The sequence below is a fragment of the Rhodobacter sp. TJ_12 genome, from assembly GCF_020023995.1.
GTDB lineage: Bacteria > Pseudomonadota > Alphaproteobacteria > Rhodobacterales > Rhodobacteraceae > Rhodobacter.
This window is the reverse complement of the sequence record NZ_NRRD01000002.1, coordinates 177,813-198,754: the sequence shown is the minus strand read 5'-3', so window position 1 is coordinate 198,754 and position 20,942 is coordinate 177,813. Positions and strand designations below refer to the sequence as shown.

At 63.6% G+C, this 20,942-nt stretch carries 23 protein-coding genes, 1 other RNA gene and 1 riboswitch; of the genes, 14 read left to right on the top strand and 10 right to left on the bottom strand.

The genetic code is table 11. From position 1 onward, the window contains the following. Nucleotides 1-25: 25 nt before the first annotated feature. Nucleotides 26-221, bottom strand: a riboswitch (cobalamin riboswitch). Nucleotides 222-235: 14 nt separating this feature from the next. Continuing rightward, nucleotides 236-1,126 (bottom strand): NAD(P)-dependent oxidoreductase, encoded by an 891-nt coding sequence (locus CKO11_RS03140; protein WP_263298382.1) that lies wholly within the window; start codon nucleotides 1,124-1,126, stop codon nucleotides 236-238. 386 nt (nucleotides 1,127-1,512) lie between these two features. Here CKO11_RS03140 and CKO11_RS03135 point away from each other — a divergent pair, with 386 nt between their 5' ends. The 10 genes from CKO11_RS03135 (at nucleotide 1,513) to CKO11_RS03090 (ending at nucleotide 8,674) form a co-directional block, all read left to right on the top strand. Continuing rightward, nucleotides 1,513-3,270, top strand: a complete 1,758-nt coding sequence (locus CKO11_RS03135; RefSeq protein WP_223632778.1) for an alpha/beta fold hydrolase — start codon at nucleotides 1,513-1,515, stop codon at nucleotides 3,268-3,270. A 77-nt stretch (nucleotides 3,271-3,347) separates the two neighbouring features. Beyond that, on the top strand, nucleotides 3,348-3,902 hold the full coding sequence (locus CKO11_RS03130; protein WP_223632775.1) for a YbhB/YbcL family Raf kinase inhibitor-like protein: 555 nt from the start codon (nucleotides 3,348-3,350) through the stop codon (nucleotides 3,900-3,902). A 125-nt stretch (nucleotides 3,903-4,027) separates the two neighbouring features. Beyond that, nucleotides 4,028-4,471, top strand: coding sequence for a YaiI/YqxD family protein (locus CKO11_RS03125; protein WP_223632773.1), 444 nt, complete (start codon nucleotides 4,028-4,030; stop codon nucleotides 4,469-4,471). An 18-nt stretch (nucleotides 4,472-4,489) separates the two neighbouring features. After that, nucleotides 4,490-4,843: a transfer-messenger RNA gene (gene ssrA / locus CKO11_RS03120) on the top strand. Nucleotides 4,844-4,995: 152 nt separating this feature from the next. Next, a complete protein-coding gene (locus CKO11_RS03115) occupies nucleotides 4,996-5,421 on the top strand; it encodes a nuclear transport factor 2 family protein (protein ID WP_223632771.1) in 426 nt (141 codons plus the stop codon). 97 nt (nucleotides 5,422-5,518) lie between these two features. Then, entirely contained in the window at nucleotides 5,519-5,995 is a 477-nt protein-coding gene (locus CKO11_RS03110; protein WP_223632769.1) for an SspB family protein, read from the top strand. A gap of 39 nt (nucleotides 5,996-6,034) precedes the next feature. Beyond that, a complete protein-coding gene (locus CKO11_RS03105) occupies nucleotides 6,035-6,616 on the top strand; it encodes a hypothetical protein (protein ID WP_223632767.1) in 582 nt (193 codons plus the stop codon). A 90-nt stretch (nucleotides 6,617-6,706) separates the two neighbouring features. Beyond that, nucleotides 6,707-8,101 (top strand): class II fumarate hydratase, encoded by a 1,395-nt coding sequence (gene fumC / locus CKO11_RS03100; protein ID WP_223632765.1) that lies wholly within the window; start codon nucleotides 6,707-6,709, stop codon nucleotides 8,099-8,101. Between the two features lie 112 nt (nucleotides 8,102-8,213). Further along, complete coding sequence (locus CKO11_RS03095) at nucleotides 8,214-8,399, top strand: DUF4169 family protein (protein WP_223632763.1); 186 nt, start codon at nucleotides 8,214-8,216, stop codon at nucleotides 8,397-8,399. Next, complete coding sequence (locus CKO11_RS03090; RefSeq protein ID WP_223632760.1) at nucleotides 8,396-8,674, top strand: ribbon-helix-helix domain-containing protein; 279 nt, start codon at nucleotides 8,396-8,398, stop codon at nucleotides 8,672-8,674. The genes CKO11_RS03095 and CKO11_RS03090 overlap by 4 nt, the downstream gene beginning before the upstream one ends. Here the strand turns inward: CKO11_RS03090 and CKO11_RS03085 are convergent. The 3 genes from CKO11_RS03085 to CKO11_RS03075 form a co-directional block, all read right to left on the bottom strand. Further along, nucleotides 8,596-9,450, bottom strand: coding sequence for a lysophospholipid acyltransferase family protein (locus CKO11_RS03085; RefSeq protein ID WP_411741986.1), 855 nt, complete (start codon nucleotides 9,448-9,450; stop codon nucleotides 8,596-8,598). The genes CKO11_RS03090 and CKO11_RS03085 overlap by 79 nt on opposite strands. After that, on the bottom strand, nucleotides 9,447-10,232 hold the full coding sequence (locus tag CKO11_RS03080) for a GNAT family N-acetyltransferase (RefSeq protein WP_223632757.1): 786 nt from the start codon (nucleotides 10,230-10,232) through the stop codon (nucleotides 9,447-9,449). Before CKO11_RS03080 ends, CKO11_RS03085 begins: the two co-directional genes overlap by 4 nt. Nucleotides 10,233-10,377: 145 nt before the next feature. Beyond that, on the bottom strand, nucleotides 10,378-10,557 hold the full coding sequence (locus tag CKO11_RS03075; protein WP_223632753.1) for a DUF3553 domain-containing protein: 180 nt from the start codon (nucleotides 10,555-10,557) through the stop codon (nucleotides 10,378-10,380). A gap of 26 nt (nucleotides 10,558-10,583) precedes the next feature. Between CKO11_RS03075 and CKO11_RS03070 the strand changes: the two genes are divergently transcribed. Then, the gene (locus tag CKO11_RS03070) at nucleotides 10,584-11,219 is read left to right on the top strand and encodes a histidine phosphotransferase family protein (protein WP_223632750.1); all 636 of its coding nucleotides are present in this window, start codon (nucleotides 10,584-10,586) and stop codon (nucleotides 11,217-11,219) included. Nucleotides 11,220-11,291: 72 nt separating this feature from the next. Here CKO11_RS03070 and CKO11_RS03065 read toward each other — a convergent pair whose 3' ends face one another. Further along, nucleotides 11,292-11,501 carry a DUF2892 domain-containing protein gene (locus CKO11_RS03065; protein ID WP_223632747.1) on the bottom strand — a complete coding sequence of 70 codons (210 nt, stop codon included), beginning with the start codon at nucleotides 11,499-11,501 and terminating at the stop codon, nucleotides 11,292-11,294. A gap of 221 nt (nucleotides 11,502-11,722) precedes the next feature. Between CKO11_RS03065 and CKO11_RS03060 the strand changes: the two genes are divergently transcribed. Further along, entirely contained in the window at nucleotides 11,723-12,187 is a 465-nt protein-coding gene (locus CKO11_RS03060; RefSeq protein ID WP_223632744.1) for a lytic transglycosylase domain-containing protein, read from the top strand. A 41-nt stretch (nucleotides 12,188-12,228) separates the two neighbouring features. Here the strand turns inward: CKO11_RS03060 and CKO11_RS03055 are convergent, their stop codons facing one another. Next, nucleotides 12,229-14,736 (bottom strand): ABC transporter permease, encoded by a 2,508-nt coding sequence (locus tag CKO11_RS03055; RefSeq protein ID WP_223632741.1) that lies wholly within the window; start codon nucleotides 14,734-14,736, stop codon nucleotides 12,229-12,231. Beyond that, nucleotides 14,733-15,401, bottom strand: a complete 669-nt coding sequence (locus CKO11_RS03050) for an ABC transporter ATP-binding protein (RefSeq protein WP_223632737.1) — start codon at nucleotides 15,399-15,401, stop codon at nucleotides 14,733-14,735. The genes CKO11_RS03055 and CKO11_RS03050 overlap by 4 nt, the downstream gene beginning before the upstream one ends. Between CKO11_RS03050 and CKO11_RS03045 the strand changes: the two genes are divergently transcribed. Further along, on the top strand, nucleotides 15,400-16,098 hold the full coding sequence (locus tag CKO11_RS03045) for an arylesterase (RefSeq protein WP_411741985.1): 699 nt from the start codon (nucleotides 15,400-15,402) through the stop codon (nucleotides 16,096-16,098). The genes CKO11_RS03050 and CKO11_RS03045 overlap by 2 nt on opposite strands. Before the next feature lie 2 nt (nucleotides 16,099-16,100). Here the strand turns inward: CKO11_RS03045 and CKO11_RS03040 are convergent, their stop codons facing one another. The 3 genes from CKO11_RS03040 to hemC form a co-directional block, all read right to left on the bottom strand. Further along, complete coding sequence (locus CKO11_RS03040) at nucleotides 16,101-17,306, bottom strand: MFS transporter (RefSeq protein WP_223632731.1); 1,206 nt, start codon at nucleotides 17,304-17,306, stop codon at nucleotides 16,101-16,103. 42 nt (nucleotides 17,307-17,348) lie between these two features. Further along, the gene (locus tag CKO11_RS03035) at nucleotides 17,349-18,731 is read right to left on the bottom strand and encodes an FAD-binding oxidoreductase (protein WP_223632728.1); all 1,383 of its coding nucleotides are present in this window, start codon (nucleotides 18,729-18,731) and stop codon (nucleotides 17,349-17,351) included. 94 nt (nucleotides 18,732-18,825) lie between these two features. Next, a complete protein-coding gene (gene hemC / locus CKO11_RS03030; RefSeq protein WP_223633066.1) occupies nucleotides 18,826-19,773 on the bottom strand; it encodes a hydroxymethylbilane synthase in 948 nt (315 codons plus the stop codon). 118 nt (nucleotides 19,774-19,891) lie between these two features. Between hemC and hemE the strand changes: the two genes are divergently transcribed. Continuing rightward, nucleotides 19,892-20,923 (top strand): uroporphyrinogen decarboxylase, encoded by a 1,032-nt coding sequence (hemE, locus tag CKO11_RS03025; protein WP_223632726.1) that lies wholly within the window; start codon nucleotides 19,892-19,894, stop codon nucleotides 20,921-20,923. Nucleotides 20,924-20,942: the final 19 nt, after the last annotated feature.

Sequence of the window (20,942 nt, the reverse complement as noted above, 5' to 3'; positions counted from 1 at the left end):
CGCTTCCATGGCACGCCCCGCGCCCGGAAAGGGTGATCGCTCAAGCAGGTCTCCTGGCTCGCGGGTCAGGGCTTCGCCGGCCTTCCCGGGCCTTGGCCCAGTGGCATGTCGACGTCGCTCACCGCTCACAGTTGCGGGGGCAGCCACGGCTTCGGTGCGCGCACCGTTCCGCGTTCCCTTTTCATCCGACTCTCACCGGAACTTGAACGCGCGCAGGGAAGAATAAATCAGACTTTCAGTCAAGCAAATCGCGCTGCGACAGATTGGCGGCGCCGGCTTCATAGGCCAGCCAGACCAGCCGGGCGAGGTCGTGATCCAACAGCCCCGCCGCCTGCGCGGCGCCTTCCTCTGCGGCCAACCGCTCCAGCGTGGGCGCGTGCCCCCCATGTGCCGCGACGATCTGCCGAAACAGCGCATTGTCCTTGAACACGCCACGCGCCGGAAAGCCCACGCTGTCATCTTGGCCCAGCACCTTGGGCAGACGGTCGCGCAACGCGGGCAGGCCCGCAGGCCCCCCCGAAAGGATCGTCAGCACCGTTTCGAGCGGCAGCCCCGCACGGCGCGCCAGTGGCATCAGATCGGCCAGCCCCGCCCAATAAGCCTGCAACATCCCGTTATTGATGACTTTCATCACCAGCCCCGCGCCCAAAGGCCCGGTATGGAAGATCCGCTCGGACAAAGGGGCCAACACGGCGCGCGCCGCCATAGCATCGGCCTCCGCGCCCCCAATGAAAATGCCGCATTGGCCTGCGCGCACCAGCTCGGGCCCGCCCGAAATCGGCGCATCCACGGCCCGCGCCCCCTTGCCCGTCAAGGCCGCCGCGCGGCTTTGCACTATCTGCGGGCTGACAGTGCTGGTATCGATGATCTGCCGCCCCTCTAGCGGCAGCTCCAGCAAGGTATCAAGCACCGCGCCCACCGCCGCATCGTCATAAAGGCTCAAGATCACCACATCGCTTTGCGCGACAAGCCCGGCCAAGCTGTCCGCCCCAGACACCCCCGGCACAGTGCGCCCCGAACGGGTCCACCCCCGCACCGGCGCGCCCGCCATGCCAAAACGCTGTGCAATGGCCGCCCCCATACGGCCCAGCCCGATCACCCCAATCCGCTCCATCCTGCCCTCCATGCTGCCCTCCATGCTGCCATACTCGCGCCGGGGCGAAGTGTGGCGCAAGTGCCGCGCCGCGCAAAGGGCGCGCCGGCCCCTGCGACACCACTGCGCCTGTTTGCCTTCGACTTTGTCCAAATATCCCCGGGGGTGAATTGGCCACAGGCCAAGAGGCGGGCAGCGCCCCCCTGCGGGTCGCCTCGGCCAAGCCGAGGCGAAATACCGCCTGCGACACAAAGCGGCCGGGCAGATCTGCGCCGCGATGGTTGAGCTTATCCCCGATCCGCCTATAGTCGTGTCTGGACGATCCGCCCCATTTGCGCCCGGGGCGGGGCTGCGCGCCAATCTCATTGCACATCGCCCGGCACCGTTTTTTCAACGTGTCCATGGCTGGGAGCTTTCAGATGCTCGAGGATACTCCACAACGCTGGCACCCCAAGGCCACGAGTGTGCCCAGCGCCTCTGGCCCCTTGGCCGATGATCTGGTGTGCGAAATCTATCATACCGCGCTCAATCCCGATCAATACGAACGGCTGGTCGATGCCGGGCTGGACGCCCTCGCCCGGATCGAAACGATCGGGCTCGCCCCCGATCCGCTCAGTTCGGCGCGCCATGTGGCGCAAGCGGGCAGCATCCTTGGCACCTCGGCGCCATACCCGGAAATTGAGCGCCTCTTTACGCTTTACCGCCATTTGCCCGCGCTTTTGACCTCGGCCACGGGGCAGGTGCTGCACGCCAATCCCGGCGCCATGGCGCTTTTGGACGGGGCCAGCAGCTTGCCCAGCGGGCCGGGCGATCTTTCTGGCAAGCTCTCGGGCACGGTGATGCGGCGCATCCCCGTATCTTATGAAGGCGCGCAAGATTGCCTTTTCACCGTGCTCTTTGACCGCGCCAGCCAAGCCCGGCTGGCCGCACAACTGGCGGGCACCTTCGATCTGACCGCAGCCGAACGCGACGTGCTGGCCCTGTCGCTGCAATGCCTTGGCCGCAAGGAAATCGCCAATCGGCGCGGCGTGTCGCCGGAAACGGTCAAAAAGCAGATCGAACGGATTTTGGCCAAAACGGGCGCAGCCTCGCAGCAAGAGCTGTCTTTGATGAGCGCGGCGCTGTGGCGCGACACCGCCGCCCCCGCGCCGCCGTGGCCCCAGCCCGAGGCCCCTGCGATGCCGCCAGAGGCCAACACTGTGCAGGCGCAAGCCGGCCCGCTGCCCTATTTTCCGGATGAGCGGCAGATTTTCGCGGCGGGGCGCTGCATCAGCTATCGCATCTTCGGCGATCCGCAAGGCCAGCCGGTGCTGGCCTTTCATGGCACCTATGGCTTTTGCTGCTGGCCCCACGCCGCCGAGCAAGAAGCGCTGCGGCGCGGCTGGCGGGTGATCGTGCCGATCCGGCCGGGCTATGGCAACACCACCGGCGCCGAAGAGGCCCTGAACCCCCAGCGTATCTTTGACGATATCATTGCGATTTTTGCCCAAGAAGGCGTGGGATGCGCGCCGCTGGTCACGCTGGAAAACGACAGTTTTCTGGGCTTTGCCTTTGCGCGCGCCCATCCCGACCGCGTCAGCGCGCTGATCGCCTTTGCCGGGGTGTTGCCGGTCACGCGCAAGGCACAATACGGGCGGATGGACAAATGGCATCGCTTCGTCGTGGGCACCGCGCATTATACCCCCGCGCTGATCCCGTTGGTGGCGCAGGGCGGGTTTCATTTTGCCGCGCGGATCGGGCGCGAGGAATTCGTGCGTCAGGTTTATGCCGACTCGCCGCCCGATGTGGCGGTTCTGCAAGACCCCGCTGCGCGCGCCGCGATCTTGGATGGCACGCGGATTGCGCTGTCGCCGCGCCATCTGGCGCATCGCGCCTATGCCCAAGAAATGCGCGCCTTCGCAAGCGGGGATTGGAGCGATAGCGTCGCCGCCGCACGCGGACGGTTCCCCGTGACCTTCATCAATGGCGCGACCGACCCGATTGCCCCGCCCGAAACGATTGCAGAATTTCGCGAAGACTACCCCTGGATCAACTTCGAACTGCATGAAAACGCCGGGCAATTCGTGTTTTTTAGCCATTGGCCCCGGCTGTTTGCGCATTTGTCGGCCCAAGCCGCGCCGCCGCGCCCAGTCCGCGCCGCATCGCAGCACAGTGTCAATTCCCCAACGGGGGTATAGCGCATCTTTCCCGCGGGCCTAATCTGGCCCTGTCCGCCCCCATGTCGGGGCTTTCGCAAGCCATACGGAGCTTTTTCATGACCCTGCCTTTGCACGCCTCGAAAGTTGTTGCCGGTGCCCTGTTTGCCTTTTGCCTAGCCAGCCCGCTGCATGCGGAAATGACCCTCACCTCGCCCGATATCGCCCCCGACAGCACGATCGGCGATGCCTTTGTCTTCAACGGTTTCGGCTGCACCGGGCCGAACACCTCGCCCGCGCTGGCGTGGGAGGGGGCCCCCGAAGGCACCAACAGCTATATCGTGAACGTCTATGACCCCGATGCGCCGACGGGTTCGGGCTTTTGGCATTGGGCGGTGTTTGACCTGCCCGCCTCGGTGACCGAACTGCCGCAAGGCGCCGCCATCGACCTGCCCGAAGGTGCGATGCAGGCCCGCAACGATTATTCGGCCAACAACTGGGGGGGGCCGTGCCCGCCGCAAGGTGATACGCCGCACCGCTATATCTTCACCGTCTATGCGATGCCGCAAGAAAAGCTGGGCATTGATGAAACCGCCTCCGGCGCCGTGGTCGGCTTTTTTGCCAATACCTCCGCGCTTGACAGCGCCTCGTTTACGGCGACCTACGGGCGCTGATAGCCCCGCGCTCTGATCGCCGAGGCCCCGCAGACCTTGACCCTCTGCGGGGCCGTTGCAGTTGTTGGGTGCTTGACGCGGTCACCCGCTTTCGGGCAGACCACACCAAACGCAGCGGGGCGCCCATGATCTATGTCGATGCCGATGCCTGTCCGGTGAAAGCCGAGGTCGAACGTGTTGGCACCCGGCTGGGCGTGCCCATGGTTCTGGTGTCGAATGGCGGCATTCGCCCCTCGCAAAACCCGCTTGTGCAAAGCGTGATCGTGGCACAAGGCCCCGACGAAGCCGATAAATGGATTGCGGAGCGGGCGGGCCCGGGCGATGTGGTGATCACCGCCGATATTCCGCTGGCCGCCAAATGCGTCGAAGCGGGCGCGCAGGTGCTCAAACCCGATGGCGAGGCGCTTGGCCCCGACAATATCGGCAATATCCTCGCCACGCGCGATTTGATGGCCGATCTGCGTGCGGCCAACCCGTTTTTGCAAGGAAACGGGCGGGGGTTCACCAAGGCAGACCGGTCGCGTTTCCTGGACGCGCTGGACCGCGCGCTGCGGCGCGCCAAGGCGTGACCCACCTTTCCACCGCCGCCCCTTGCAGCCCACCGCCGCACACCCTAAGTTAGGCCTGTTCGGGGCAACCCGGACTATGGGCATAAACGCGCACGTAATAAGCGGATCGGACCCGGGGGCGGTACCCGGCGGCTCCACCAAAATCCCTCGTTGGGGGCACATGGGGCCGAAATAGGATCGACGAACGTGTAAAGGTGATAGCTTTGTCCCGGTGAGCGACCACCGTTATCGGTGCAAATTGTACAGTTGCCAACGACAACCGTGCTCCGGTGGCTCTGGCTGCGTAAGCAGCTCGGGTAACCGAAACTTAAGTCCTAACGCTTAGCCGCCTTAGGCGGGGCTCGCAGGTGCCTGGCAACAGAAACCTGCACTTCCCATACCTTAGCGCCCACGCGGCCGATGTTGTGACCAGTGCCCCGGATGTGATCACGAAAGATCATCCGGACTGAAGCTTGTTTGCTGTTAACCGTGTTGAAAGCCTTGTTTGGCACCTTAACCACAACCTCCCAGCCAAGAGACCAGGAATGAGCCACCTCGACATCTTGAAAAACTGGTATGATCGCGTCTGGATCGGCGGCGATATCGCCGCGATTCCTGAGTTTTTCCCCGAAGACAGTGCCGCAAATGGCCTTTTGCCGGATCTGTCGCTAACCCCGCGCGACTTCGCCGAATTCATCCCCGCAATGCAGGCCGTGGTGCAAGACATGCACTATGAAATCTTGCGCCATATCGAAACCGAGGATTGGCTTTGGGCGCTTGTGCGGTTTCACGGCTATGCCCGGCGCAACGCCGCGCCCGTCGACATGACCAGCCAAGTCGCGGTGCGCATTGCAAACGGCCAATTCGTCGAAGCGCATAACACCACCGACATGCTGCAGTTCTTCGAACAAATCCGCGCCTTGCCGCAAAATGCGATGGCGCTGCTGCTCAGTGGCGAGCAATTGAACTGAGCCTTCTGCGCGGGCATGGCGCGACCTTTGTGCCCTGCCTTCCCCCTTTCCTTGCCCGGCAAATTCCCTATGCTGGGCGCCAAAGGAAAGGTCCCCCATGACGCGTACGATCGATTACGGCACTCTCATGCACAGCGCGATGCGCGGCCTCATCCAGACCGTTCTGGGCGAGGTGGCCGAGCATGGCCTGCCCGGCGCGCATCACTTCTTTATCACCTTCGACACCCGCGCCGAAAAGGTGGAAATGGCCGATTGGCTGAAGTCGCGCTATCCGGAAGAAATGACCATCGTCATCCAGCATTGGTTCGACAATCTGCATGTGACCGAAGAAGGCTTCGGCATCACGCTCAATTTCGGCAACCAGCCCGAGCCGCTGTGGATCCCATTTGATGCGGTGCATACTTTCGTCGACCCGTCGGTTGAATTCGGCCTGCGCTTCGAATCGCAAGACAGCGACGACGACGAGGAAGAGGACGACGAAACCGAGGAGGAAGGCTTCGAAATCACCGAGCCCGTCGAAGAAAAACCCCGGACCGAGGCCGAAGTGGTCAGCCTCGACAAGTTCCGCAAATAAGATTTTTCCTTCAACTTTCCGCAAGCAACGGCCCCCCAGATGTTCAGCTTTCTCAAGCCGCAAAAGACCGTCACCGTTACCGCCCACCTGCCCACTTGCCTGACAGACGCCCAGCGCGCCGCGCGCTATGATGGCCCGGTGCAAGAAGCGCTCACCGCATGGGGCGTGGGCGCGGTGACCGGTGGCAGTTCCGCAGGCGAAGCCGCGGGCCGCGTGACCGGCTGCACCGTGACGATGCAGATCAAAGGGCTTGATAAAAAGCTGATGGATCGGCTTGTGCCGCATTTTGAATCTTTGGGCGCGCCGCGCGGCTCGGTTTTCACCGATGAAGAGGGCAAAGAACTGCGCAGCTTCGGCTCCACCCATGTTCTGGTGCTCGAACTCGACATGGCCGGGCTGCCCGAGGCGGTAAAAGCCGAACACAAGACCGAAGAATTGTTGGAACGGATCAATCACAAGATCAGCTCGGGCGGGCGTTTCATGGGCCAGCGCGACTTTGACAAAACGACCGATCTTTATTTCCACTGCCGCGCCGTGCGCCATGTCGAGGCCGCGCTGGCCGAGCTTTTGGTCGACCATCCGCTGTGCGCCAATGCGCGGGTCTTTTCCCCGGCGGGCTAGGCCCGCGTCCGTATACGCTCGCATACCAATTGCCAAACCGCTCCCGCCGTCCTAGAACGCGCGGGAGTTTTCGCATCATGGAGGCCCAGGATGACTGCGACCAGAACCGAGACCGACAGCTTCGGCCCGCTTGAAGTTCCCGCCGACAAATATTGGGGCGCGCAAACCCAGCGCTCGATCATGAATTTCCCGATTGGCTGGGAGCGGCAGCCGGTGCCGATCATTCGCGCCCTTGGCGTGATCAAGAAAGCCTGCGCGCTGGTGAACAAAGCCCAAGGCGATATGGATGCGCAGATCGCCGATGCGATTGCCGCCGCCGCCACCGAGGTGATCGAGGGCAAGTTTGACGACAACTTCCCGCTGGTTGTCTGGCAAACCGGCTCGGGCACGCAGTCGAACATGAACGCGAACGAGGTGATTTCGAACCGCGCGATCGAAATGCTGGGCGGCGAAAAAGGCTCGAAAACGCCCGTGCACCCGAACGATCATTGCAACATGGGCCAATCGTCGAACGACACTTTCCCGACTGCGATGCATGTGGCGATTGCCATGCAGGCGCGCGATGTGCTGCTGCCGGGGCTCGAAAAACTCCATGCCGCGCTGGTCGCCAAATCCGAAGAATTCAAGGATATCATCAAGATCGGCCGCACCCACACCCAAGATGCAACGCCGCTGACCTTGGGGCAGGAATTCTCGGGCTATGCCAAGCAAGTGGAACGCGGCATCGAGCGCGTGAAGCTTGCCCTGCCGCATATCTATGAACTCGCCCAAGGCGGCACCGCCGTGGGCACCGGGCTGAACACCAAAGTCGGTTGGGATACCCGCGTCGCGGCGCAAATCGCGGACATCACCGGCCTACCCTTTGTCACCGCGCCGAACAAATTCGAAGCCCTCGCCGCGCATGATGCGATGGTGTTCTTCTCGGGCGCGCTGAAAACCGTGGCGGCTTCGCTCTTTAAAATTGCCAACGACCTGCGGCTTCTGGGCTCCGGCCCGCGCTCGGGCCTGGGCGAATTGATCTTGCCGGAAAACGAGCCGGGCTCGTCGATCATGCCGGGCAAGGTGAACCCGACCCAAGCCGAAGCGCTGACGATGGTCTGCGCCCATGTCATGGGCAATGACGCGGCGATCGGCTTTGCGGGCAGCCAAGGGCATTTTGAGCTGAACGTCTACAACCCGATGATGAGCTATAACGTGCTGCAATCCATGCAACTTTTGGGCGACTCGGCCTCGGCCTTCACCGACAATATGGTGGTCGGCACCAAGGCCAATACCGCGCGCATAGACAAGCTGATGAAAGAAAGCCTGATGCTGGTGACCGCGCTTGCGCCGACCATCGGCTATGATGCGGCCACCAAAGTCGCCAAAACCGCGCATAAAAACGGCACCACGCTGCGTGAAGAAGCCATCGCGCTTGGCTATGTCGATGGCGAGACCTTCGACAAGATCGTGCGCCCCGAAGATATGATCGGCCCGAAAGGCTGATCTTTCTGGCATCGGACTATGGGGCGGCCTTCGGGCCGCCCTTTTTCATCCCCAGAAGGGGCGCTGCCCGGCCCGGATTGCGCAAGCCCGCGCGCCATGCGATGCTGCCGCTATGGCCGAGATCGTCAACCTCAACCGTTTCCGCAAAACCGCCGCCCGCCAAGAGGCGCGCGCCAAAGCCGATGCCAATGCGGCCAAGTTCGGCCGCACCAAGGCGCAAAAGCAGCTTGAGCAAACGCAGGCGCAAAAGGCGCGCGATCTGCTGGATGGCGCGAAACGCGATGACGACGGGCGATGAGCCGCCCGCGCAAACATTCGCTGACCTTGGGCGGGCACCGCACCTCGGTCTCGCTCGAAGATGCGTTTTGGGCAGGCTTCAAGGCGCTTGCCGCCGCGCGCGGGCTGGGCATCAATGAACTCGCCCGCGAGATCGACACCGCAAGGGGGCAAGAAACCGGCCTTGCCACCGCGATCCGGCTTGAAGTGCTGGCCTTTTACCGCGACAGGGCTTGTGTGACCCCCGCGCGCACCGACGCCTCGCAAGCCGCCGCAAGCTCCTTGCGCGAGGGATAGGCCGCCACATCCAGCGGATCGTGGAACATGACCTCGATCCAGCCCTGGCGGGGCGCGGCCAGCACCTTGGCCAGATGGCCGCCAAAGGACATATCGCGCCACCAGCCGTAAAAGCGCCGATCTTGGCCTTCGGGGGCGTGATAGATCACACTGACCGGCTGAATTTGCATCACCCGATCAAGCCCATGGGTGTAAAATGCCTGAAACAGCGTGGTCTTGAACGGCAGCACCTGCAAACCATCGGTCGAGGTGCCCTCAGGGAAGAACAACAGATGATGCCCGGCGCGGATACGCGCCTCGAACACCGCTTGCTGCGCCTTCGCCTCACGCGGGTCCCGGCGAATGAAAACAGTGCCCGTGGCCTGCGCCAGCCAGCCCACGAACGGCCAGCGCGCCACCTCGGCTTTGGAGACGAAATAGACCCGCTGGCAGGCATTGAGTGCAAAAATATCAAGCCACGAGGAATGGTTCGCAACCACCGCGCCGATATGATGCATCGGCGTGCCGCGCACCTGATAGCCAATCCCCATGATCGCGATGCTGATCCGGCACACGGCCCGGGTCAGCGCAGGTGTCCATGGCCGCGCCGCGCCATAAAACGGGCGCTCCAGCAGCCGCAGCGCCAAAAGCAGCACCAGCCCAAAGCTCAGCAAGAGCGCAAAGCCAGTGCCACGCAGCACAAGCCGCAGCACGCCGCCCAGCCCGGCGGACGGCACCTCGGGCGGCTCTCCCCCCATCCACAGCGGTTTCGAGGCTTGGTCGTTGGGCCGGGTCATCCACGCCCCTCCGCGCGCCGCGTGTAGAACTCGCGGTGCTTTTCCGACATCGCCTGCGTGTCCATCAACAGCAATACATCGGTGGTGTTGAATGGATGATCGACATAGGCCCCCTCGCCCACAAAGCCGCCCAGCCGCAGATAGGCTTTGATGAGATTGGGCATCTGTTCCATCGCCACGCGCCGGTCCAGTGCGGCTTCGGGCACCAGATCCATGCGCTGAAAATGATCGCCCCGCGCGCGCGGGCGCAGGGCTTCAGGGGCCAGATGGTGGTGATGCAGCCAAGCCAGCGGCGCGCGCAAGGCATCGATATCGGTGCCATGGAAAGAAGCGACACCGAACAGAATATCGATCTCGTGTTCCAGCACGTAATCGGCCAGCGCATTCCACAGCATCAGCATTGCCGCCCCGCCGCGATGATCGGGGTGCACACAGGACCGGCCAAGTTCCAACAGCCGCCGCCCCGATGCGCGCAAGGGCGTCAGGTCATATTCCGCATCGCAATAAAACCGCCCGATCTCGGCGGCACGGTCCGAGCGCAGCAGCCGATAGGCCCCCACGACCCGGTCCAGATCCGCAGGGTCTTTGTGCGGATCGATCAGCAGCAAGTGATCGTAAAGCGGGTCAAGCTCATCGGCTTCCAGCCGGTTGTCATGGTCGACAAGCGGCCCGGAGCCGCCCAATTCCTCTACGAAAACCCGATAGCGCAGCCGTTGCGAGGCACGAATGTCCCGCGCATCGTTCGTAATTCGTGTTTCATAGACCAGCGGCGTTCCCGCCATCGTCCCTGCCTTTCACTTTGCCCCGATGTAGGGGCGCAATCGTGCCGATCAATGCCTGCAACACCCAGTTGGGCTGTTCACGCCACGCGCGACACCACGATGCCGGTCCGGGCTGTTAACCAAGCAGAATAATGTTAACCTTTTGTCAACCTTGCCCCTCGATAACGAGGGAAAGTTGCACCCGTCGCCCGTCGATCACCCGCTTGCCTGCATGTTCGAAGTTGACCGTCACCTTATCGCCAATGCGCGATTGTACCTGGCCCCGGCCCCATTCAGGGGCTTGCGGGTTTGTCACCAGCATCCCCGGTTCAAGAAATTCGTTCATCCCGCCCCCAGTTGGAACACCTGAAAATGCCGCACGACACGACCACGATCCCCGCCCCCACCGTTGACGATACGCTGCTGGATGCCGATCTTGTGGCACTGGTGGGGTCACGACTCTGTCACGACCTTATCAGCCCTTTGGGCGCAATCGGCAACGGGGTCGAGCTTCTGGGCATGTCGGGGCTGGGCTCCAGCCCCGAGGTCCAGCTTATCTCTGAAAGCGTCGCCGCCGCCAATGCCCGGATCAAATTCTTCCGTGTGGCCTTTGGTCAGGCCAATGCCGACCAACAGCTTGGCACACAAGAAATCCTTACCGTGCTTGAAGAAATTTCGCGCGGCGGGCGGCTGCAATACCATTGGCTGGGCGCGGGCGACCAGCCGCGCCGTTTGGTCAAACTGATCTTCTTGGGGCTTTTGTGTCTGGAACCCGCGCTGCCTTGGGGTGGCGAAGTTGTGATCCGCGAAGAGGGCGGGGAATGGCGGCTTAGCGCGCAAACCAAGCGCACCAAGCCCGATCCGGAGCTGTGGTCGCGGCTCACCGGCAGCCTTGTGCCCGTCAGCCCCGCGCAGGTGCAATTCGCGCTTTTGCCGCGCGAAGCGGGCCATCAGGGCCGCCGCGTCAGCTGGGAGTTGACCGAAACCAGCGCCGAAATCGTGTTCTAAACCGCCAAAACCGGCGTCAGATCGCAAAAGGGCGGGATTTCCCGCCCTTTCTTTTGATCTGTCAGTCAGCACTTATTTCGCCTCAAAGGCGCAGCCAGTTTTGAACCCGAGCTTGCCCAGCACCATCGCGGCGGGGCAAAAGCCGGTGAAGGCCGACTGGATCAGGTTCACGCCGATGAAGACGGTGAACCACAAAAAGTAGACGGATACGGTCCAGGTCAGGATCACGCTGACAAGAACCATGATCCCGGCGAAAACGAGAACGGCACGATCAAGGGTCATGGGAAGGCTCCGATTGGGGAAATGCTAAAGCGTGAGCTAGCATTCATTATGATCAAATTCAAGTTATAGAATGTATTCAGGATTTCGCCGACGTAGCGCGCGGATCGGCAAAGCCTTGCCCATGCGCCAAGCGGGCGCGACATTTTCGCTCGCCCCAAGGATGAGGCCCGCGTATCAAAGAGGACGATCCCATTTTCGCCGTCACGATTGCCGGAGGCCCGATGCTGTCTCGTCGTTCCCTGCTGCTGGGGGCCTGTGCCCTTGCAACCCTGTCTGCCTGTGGTGGCGGGCGCGAATCCACCAAGACGCCGCGCGAACTTTATCCCGGCGAAACGCCGCAATTGCGCGCCAAGATCAATCGCTGGGCCGATCATTATCAGGTGCCGCGTTCGCTGGTGCATCGGGTGGTGCAGCGCGAAAGCGATTATAACCCCGCCGCGCGCAACGGCCCCTATTACGGGTTGATGCAGATTTTGCCGCAAACCGCCCGCACAATGGGGTTTCGGGGGGCGCCCGCGGACCTGCTTGATGCCGATACGAACCTGAAATACGCGGTCAAATACCTGCGCGGCGCTTGGATGTGCGCCGATGGCGACGAACAGACCGCTGTGATGTGGTATGCGCGCGGCTATTATTACGAGGCAAAACGGCGCGGAATTTTGCGCGAAACCGGGCTGCGGACGTAAGACCGGGGGCGCATGCGCCCCGACCAAAGTTACCGACACGCTTAGTCTTGCGCCCGCAAGATCCGCGCGGGGCGCGCGCCAAGCGGGCGCAGCGCAAAGACCGTCCCCGCCAAAAGCACCGCCCCCATGCCACCCGCAATCACCAAAAGCGCGGCCAGCAGATCAAAGCGGAAGCTGGCTTCCATCACCAACACCAGCACCGCCCAACCGGCCAAGGCGCCAACACCCACGGCAATCAGCCCCGCCGCCGCCCCCATCAGCGCCGCGCGCAAGGCGAACGAGCGCAAGATAAGCCCGCGCGTGGCCCCCAGCGTTTTCAGCAAAGCCGCTTCGCGCGCCCGCGCCTCTTCGCCCGAAGCCGCCGCCCCCAAAAGCACGGCAAAGCCCGTCACCAGCGTGACCGAGGCGGCCAAACCCACAGCCGTGGCAATCGAGCCCAAAGCCTCGCTGACCCGGTTCAGCGCCTCGCGCACCGGCACGGCGGTCACGGTGGGAAATTCCTGCGCCATCAGCCGCAACAAGCCCGCCTCCGCCTCGGCGGGCGCATAGACAGTCGCCAGATCGGTGTGCGGCGCGCCCGATAGTGTCGCGGCATCAAAGGTCAGCACGAAACCGATCCCCATGGTGGAAAAATCCACATTTCGGAACGAGGTGATCTCGGCCACGATATCGCGACCCAAAATGTTCACCGTAAGCTTATCGCCCAGTTTCAGGCCCAGCTCCGTCGCCTCCTCTTGGGAAACGGACACAAGCGGCGCGCCGGTATAGTCCTCGGGCCACCATTCCCCTGCGGTCAGGTCTTCGCGCGGTGTTTCCGCAAAGGTCACGCCCCTGTCACCGCGCAAAACCCAATGTTCGCCCGCGACCTCGCGCGCATTTTGACCGTTGATCTCAGTCACGATGCCACGCAGCATCGGCACGGTGTCAACGCGGCTGACGCCCTCTTGCGCCATCAGTCGATCCACCAGCGCAGCCCGTTCGGGCGGCGGAATATCGAGCAAAAAGAAGGCGGGCGCCTGTTGCGGCAGTTCCTGCGCAATCGCGCCGCGCAACCCGCTTTGCACCTGCGCCACGGCAGAAAGCACGGTAAGCCCCAGCCCCAAAGCCAAGATCACCGCCGTCGCCTCGGACCGCGGGGCCCCAATCGCGGCGAGCGCGGCATGCAACGCCGGGCGGCGCGCGGCGCGCGGCGCGAACCGGCGCGCCAGCGCCCGAATGCCCATCGCCGCCAGCGCCAGCAGCACCAGCGCCCCGGCCACCCCGCCCAGCGTGACCAGTGTCAGCGTGGGCAGGCCCGAAAACAGCACCGCCGCCAGAACCAAGGCCCCTGTCAACCCGGCAATAATGGCAAGGAACGTCAGCGGCGGCAGGCCCCGGCGCGGTTTCTCCGCCTCGCGGTAAAGCGTGGCGGCGCGCAGTTCGGACAGCCGCGCCAAAGGCCACAGCGCAAAGATCGCCGCCGTCAGCGCGCCATAGATCGCCGCCTCGTAAAGCGGGCGGGCCGAAAGCGCCACCTCCACCGGCACCGGCATCGCATCGACAATCAGACCGCGCGCGGCCCAAACCGCCCCCGCGCCCAGCGCCAGCCCCGCGCCAACGCCCACGGTCGTCAAAACCGCCAATTGGATCAGGAACGCGCCCCGGATCGTGGTGCCAGAGGCCCCAAGCGCACGCAGGGTGGCAATGGTGGCGGCCTTGCGCGCAATCCACGCCTGCACCGTCGCGGAAATGCCCACGCCGCCGACCGCCAGCCCCGCCAACCCCACCAAGACAAGGAAGGAACTAAGCCGATCCGTGAACCGCTCAATCGAGGGGGCAGCGCGGGTTTCATCGGCCCATTTCATCCCCGCGCCGTCAAACCGCTTTTCGGCCGCCGCGCGCAGCGCGGGCAGGCTGGTGCCGTCAGGCAGCATCACCCGGTATTTCGTTTCATAAAGCGAGCCGGGCGCCAAAAGCGGCGTGCCCTCCAGCGCCGACAGCGCCACGACCGAGCGCGCGCCAAAGGCCATGCCCGCGCTGGCGGCATCGGGTTCGCGCACCAGCCGCGCCATCAACACGAAGGGCTCGCCCCCCAGTTTGAATTTGTCGCCGGGTTGCAGCCCAAGCCGGTCGGCCAAGACCGGGTCCAAAAACGCACCGGGCACACCGCCCTGCCCCGCCAAAGCCTCCACGCTCACCGGCGGGTCAAGCTCGGCCTGCCCCAAAAGCGGCCAAGCGCCATCCACCGCCTTGATCTGCGTCAGCGCGGTTTCAGAGCCATCTGCCAGCGCCGCCATCGAACGCATCTCGACCACTTCGGAAAAGGCCGCCGCATTGGCCATGATCCAGTCGCGCTCTGCGGGCGTGGCGCGGCGATAGGTGAATTCCATCTCGGCCTGACCGCCCAGCATGGTCGCGCCCTCGGCAGCCAAACCTGCCTTGATCGCCTCGCGCACCTGCCCCACGGCGGTGATCGCGGCAACGCCCAGCATCAGGCACAAAAGAAAAATGCGAAACCCGCGCAGCCCGCCGCGCAATTCGGCGCGCGCAATCCGAACCGCCAAACTCATTCAAGCACCCCATCGGCCAGACGCACCAGCCGCCCGCAGCGCTCGGCCAGATCGGGGGCATGGGTGACAAGCACCAGCGTTGCGCCGGTCTGGGTTTGCAGATCAAACAAAAGCTCGATGATCGCGGCGCCGTTCTTGGCATCCAGATTGCCCGTCGGCTCATCGGCCAGCAAAATCGCCGGGCGCGGCGCGACCGCGCGGGCCAAGGCCACGCGCTGCTGTTCGCCGCCCGACATTTCAGACGGGTAATGGTGGTGACGATGGCCCAGCCCCACACGGTTCAATTCTTCCATTGCACGGGCCTGCGCATCGGGCTGCCCGGCAATTTCCAAAGGCAGGGCCACATTTTCCAGCGCGGTCATGGTGGGCACAAGGTGGAAAGATTGGAACACAATGCCCATATTCCCCCTGCGAAAGCGGGCCAGATCATCTTCGCCCATCGCGGTCAGATCCTGCCCCAAAGCGGTGACCTTGCCCCCGGTGGCGCGTTCCAGCCCGCCCATCAACATCAGGAGCGACGACTTGCCAGAGCCCGACGGCCCGACCAACCCCACGCTTTCCCCTTTGCCGACCGAAAGCGTAATCCCGCGCAAAATCTCGACCGGGCCAGCATTTCCGGCCAAGGTCAGCCGCGCTTCATCAAGGGAAAGAACCGTATCCGTCATGCAAACCTGCCTGTCATTGTGTTCAAGGGGATATGGGGTTGCACGCGGCGCGGGCAAGGTTTTGGCGGCCGGATTGGTCAGCCTTTCCTTGGCATCCGCCGCAAGCGCAGATCCGGTCACTTTGCTGGCCGTGGGCGATAGCCTGACCCAAGGCTATGGTTTGGCCCCGGAACAGGGGCTGGTGCCGCAATTGCAAAGCTGGCTGGAAGATCATGGCGCTGACGTGAACGTGATCAATGCGGGCGTGTCGGGGGATACCACAGCGGGCGGGCGCGCTCGGCTGGGCTGGTCGCTCACGCCCGAGGTGGATGCGGTGATGATCGCGCTTGGCGGCAATGATATGCTGCGCGGTCAGCCGCCTGCGAAGGCACGCGCAAATCTGGATGCGATGCTGGCCGAGGTCACGGCCAAGGGGCTGCCCGCCGCGCTGGTGGGGCTGCAAGCGCCGGGCAATTACGGCACTGCCTATCAGGCCGATTTCAACGCGATCTGGCCAGAGCTTGGCGCGAAATACGATGCGGTGGTGGTCGATCATCTTCTGGGCCCGATTGCCGCGCAAAGCCCCGAGGCGCGCGCCGAACAAGGGCTGATGCAGGCCGATGGCATTCACCCTTCGGCCAAGGGGGTGACCTTGGTGGTCGAGGCGTTGGGGCCAAAGGTGCTGGAGCTTTTGGAGCGCGTCGCGCCGCAAAGCTGACCCTATCGGCCCCGATCCAGCACGATCAGCAGCGTCGCGCCGCAAAGTGCCAGCCCCGCACCGATAAAGGCCGCAAGCCCATAGCCCGCCGAGAGCGCGGTTCCCAAAGCGAAAGAGGCGGCGGAAAACCCGTCGCCCGCCAGCTTTTGCAACGCCATGAGCGAGGCCCCCGCGCCGGGGCGTTCCGCCATAAGGTCTTGCAGATAGGCCATCGGCTGGGTCAGTACGATTGCCCCGCCAATCGCCCCCGAAAGCGTCAACGCCCAAACGGCGGGGCTTTCGGCCAAAAGCGGGATGCCCGCAAGGTGGAGCGCATAAAGCACCGTGCCGATGAAAATGAACCATGTCTGGCGGATGCGGCCAATCACAAAGGGCAGCGCCAGCATGAAGGGCACCTCTAGCCCCGCCATGATCCCGGCATAAAGCGCGGTATCGGACGCGCCGCGATAGGGGATGGCGGCAAAAACCAGCCCCACCACGACCATATAAAGCATCACCGCGCCATTGATCGTGCCCAGCGCCAGCACCCGGATCAGCACGCGCGGATGGCCGATTTCGCGCAAGGCAGCGCGGAAACTAAGCCCCGAAGGCGCATCGGCCCAAGCCGTGGCCCCATCGCGCGGCCAAAAGGCCAGCGTCAGCCCCAGCATCACCCCCGAAAAGCCCAGACAGACCGGATAGACCACGGTCAGCGGCGTCTCGGTCTGAAACACCACCGACCAGATCGGCAAGACGATGACCCAGGGCAGCGCAAACAGCGCGCGCAGGGTCGACAGCACCGCCGGGCGTTCCTCCGCCGGGCAGGTAGAGGCCGCAAGCCGGGCCAGCGCGAAGACCTGCCCAAAGATTGCCCCCGAAATCGGCAGCATCAGCGCATGTGCCAGCACAAAGGTTGGCGCCGTGGGCGCAAAGGTCATCAGCGCGGTGCCCAAGGTCAGCGCGCCAATCGCGATCAGCGCAATCTTGCGGCGGTTCGCGCGTTGATCGGCGCGAATACCAAAGATAACCGAGGCGGCCACCGCCACCACCGCCGCCGCCACCAAAAGCACCGAAAAGGCGCTGTCGCTGAGCCCAAAGCGTTTCACCGCCAGCGTCGAGACATAGGGCGCAAGCGTCGCCGCATGGGCGCCAAATAGCACCAAAAGCACGGCGGCAAGGCGCAGCGCAGGCACACGGAAAATCGGGCGGAATGGGGTGGACAGGCTCATGTCGCGCGATCCATGCGCCGAAGCGGCGCGAAGTTCAAGCGCTTAGGGCAGAACCTTGCCGGGGTTCAAAAGGCCCTTGGGATCAAGCGCGCCCTTGATCGCCGCCATCATCTGCACCGCCACCGGGTCTTTATGCGCAGCCATGGTGGCGCGTTTGGACAGCCCCACCCCATGTTCGGCCGAGAAACTGCCCCCCAAGGCCATCGCCTCTTCATTCACCGCCGCGCGGATCGCTTGGCCCAGCGCGGCCTCTGACCGGCTGGGATAGGCGGTATAATGCAGATTGCCATCGCCCAGATGGCCGATCACCAGTTCCTCGGCCTGCGGATCAAGCGCGGCCAAGCGCGGAGTCATGCGGTCCAGAAACGGCTGCAACCGGTCGAGCGGCAGCGCGATGTCACAATCGACGATATCGGGCGTGGTGAAGGTGATTTCGGCGGCTGATTCGCGCATTTCCCACAGCTTGCGGCGTTGCGCCGTCGAATGGGCCACCACCGCCTCGGTCACCTGACCCTGCTCCATCGCCTCGAACAGCGCCGCTTCCAGTTGCGCCACCGGATCGGCCCCGGGCACGGTGGTGGCGGTTTCGATCAGCACATTGACGGGTTGCGGCGCAAACGGGCAGGCCAGCGCGGGTTTCGCCCGGCCTAGCCGCTCCATATAGCTGTCGGGCATATATTCGAACGCTTCGACCGCGCCACCGCTGCCCATCTGCACCGCATTGAGCACACCAAGCGCCGCGCCAAGGCTGGGCAGGCCGATCAGCGCCGTGGCATAGGCTTTGGGCGCGGGCGTCAACTTCAGCACCGCAGCGGTGATGATGCCCAATGTGCCCTCGGCCCCGATCATCAGATCGCGCAGGTCATAGCCGGTGTTATCCTTGTGCAGATCGCTTAGCCCGTTCCAGATGCGGCCATCGGCCAGCACCACCTCTAGCCCCAGACACAGGGCCCGCGCCGAGCCATAGCGCACCACGTTCGAACCGCCCGCATTGGTCGATAAAAAGCCCCCGACCATAGCCGAGCCTTTGGCCCCGAAAGACAGCGGAAAGGCCAGATCATGCGCGGCTGCCAGATCGTGCAGGGATTCGAGCACCACCCCCGCCTCGGCCACAACGGTGCGGGCCGCCGGGTTGAGCGCGCGCACCCGGTTAAGCCGCGACAGCGAAACCATCACCGCCCCCTCGGCAAAGGTGCCGCCATTGAGCCCGGTATTGCCCCCAACGGGCACAACCTTGGTGTCGGTTTCATCCGCCCATTGCATCAGCGCCGAAACCTCTGCCGTGCAGCCGGGGCGCACCACGGCCAAGGGCGTCCATCGGTAATGCCCCGTCCATTCGCGTCCGAACCCCGCCGCAATCGCCGCCGCCCCGGTCATCACATGGGCGGGGCCGACAATCTCGGTCAGGCGGGCGAGCATATCCATCGAACGCGGTCCTTGCGCAGGGGGCCATCAAAAGCAACGGGCCGGAAGCTGCGCGGTGCAAGCTTCCGGCCCGAAAGGGTTTATCTGGGCAGCCTTAGCAGCGCCAGCTAAAGAAATCCGCCGGGGCCGCGCCCAGCATCCGCCGGGCGAGTTCCGCACCAAGCGCCGCGCCCTCGGTCGCGGGGCCGCGAATCTCGTCATTGATCGCTTCCGACCCATCGGGGCGCAAAATCTCGCCGCGCAGCCAGATTTCATCGCCTTCGATGATCGACAGACCGGCAATCGGCGTTTCGCAAGACCCGTCAAGCGTGTGCAAGAAGCTGCGCTCGCAGGCCATGCGCAGCCCGGCGGGGCCATCCATCAGCGGCATCAACAGCGCTTCGCAGCGTTCGTCAGCGATGCGGCGTTCGATCCCGATGCAGCCTTGCGCCACGGCGGGCAGCATATCTTCGGGCGCAATCGTCGATTTCGCCACATCCGACATGCCAAGACGGTTCAGACCGGCCATCGCAAGGAAGGTCGCATCGGCCACGCCATCGCCCAGTTTCTTCATCCGGGTCTGCACATTGCCCCGGAATTCCACCATTTTCAGATCCGGGCGCCGGTAGGCCAATTGCGCGCGGCGGCGCAAGGACGAGGTGCCGACCACCGCGCCCTCGGGCAGATCGGCGATCGAATTGTATTTCATCGAGACAAAGGCATCGGCGGTATTTTCACGCGGCAAAAAGCAGTTGAGGATCAACCCTTCCGGCTGCACCGTCGGCATGTCTTTCATCGAATGCACGGCAATATCGATGCCGCCATCGACCATCGCCTCTTCGATTTCTTTGGTGAAAAGGCCTTTGCCCCCCACCTCTTTGAGCGGCTTATCCGCCGCAATCAGCGAAGCATTATCGCCCGAGGTCTTGATGACCACGATCTCAAAGGCCTCTTCGGGCAAATCATGCGCGGCCATGAGCCGCGAACGGGTCTCGTAGGCTTGCGCGAGCGCCAGAGGGCTGCCGCGGGTGCCGATCTTCAGCGGGGCGTTGGGCGAGGGCATCTGTTCCATATGCTTGGCATATCCGCGTCAGATTGCCCGCGCAAGCTTTACAACTGTCAACAAGACTTGACATTCAGCCGCAGGGGGCGATGAAAGGGGACAAGTGAAGGAGGCCCCCATGACCGAAAAGACGATCCTGCGCGCCCTGAAGGGCGAAGTTCTTCCCACGCCGCCGGTGTGGCTGATGCGGCAGGCGGGCCGCTATCTGCCCGAATACCGCGCGACGCGCGCGCAGGCGGGCGATTTCCTGAGCCTGTGCTACACGCCCGATCTGGCCGCAGAAGTGACGCTGCAACCGATCCGCCGCTTTGGCTTTGACGCCGCGATCCTGTTTGCCGATATCTTGCTTTTGCCGCAGGCTTTGGGTGCCGATCTGTGGTTTGAAACCGGCGAAGGCCCGCGCATGTCCACCACGACGGACATGGCCGGGGTGAATGCGCTTAAAGGCAAAGACGACATCCACGACAAGCTGGCCCCGGTCTACGAGACCTGCAAAATCTTGTCGCGTGAGCTGCCCAAAGAAACCACCTTCATCGGCTTTGCGGGCATGCCTTGGACTGTGGCGACCTATATGATCGCGGGCCGTGGCTCGAAAGACCAAGCCGCCGCGCATAAACTCAAAGACACCGACCGCGCCGCCTTTGTTGCGCTGCTTGACAAGGTGACCGATGCGACGATCGAATATCTGTCGAAACAGGTCGAAGCGGGCTGTGAAGTCGTCAAGCTGTTCGACAGCTGGGCGGGCAGCCTGAAGGGCCAAGATTTCGAAGATTTCGCGGTCGAACCGGCGAAACGCATCACCGCCGAACTCAAAGCCCGCTTCCCGGGCCTGCCGGTCATCGCCTTCCCGCGTGAAGCGGGCGACGGCTACATTGGCTTTGCGCAGAAAACCGGCGCGGACTGTGTGGCGATTGACAATTCGGTCTCGCCCGAATGGGCCGCGGCCAATGTGCAAAAAGATGGCTGTGTGCAGGGCAACCTGAACCCGGCGCATATGATCACCGGCGGCGAAGGTCTGGTGAAGGCCACGAAAGAGGTTGTCGCGGCCTTCAAAAACGGCCCGCATATCTTCAACCTTGGCCATGGCATCACGCCCGAAGCCGATCCGGAGAACGTAACCTTGCTGATGGAAACCATCCGCAACGGCTAAGCTGCGGTCGGGGAGACCA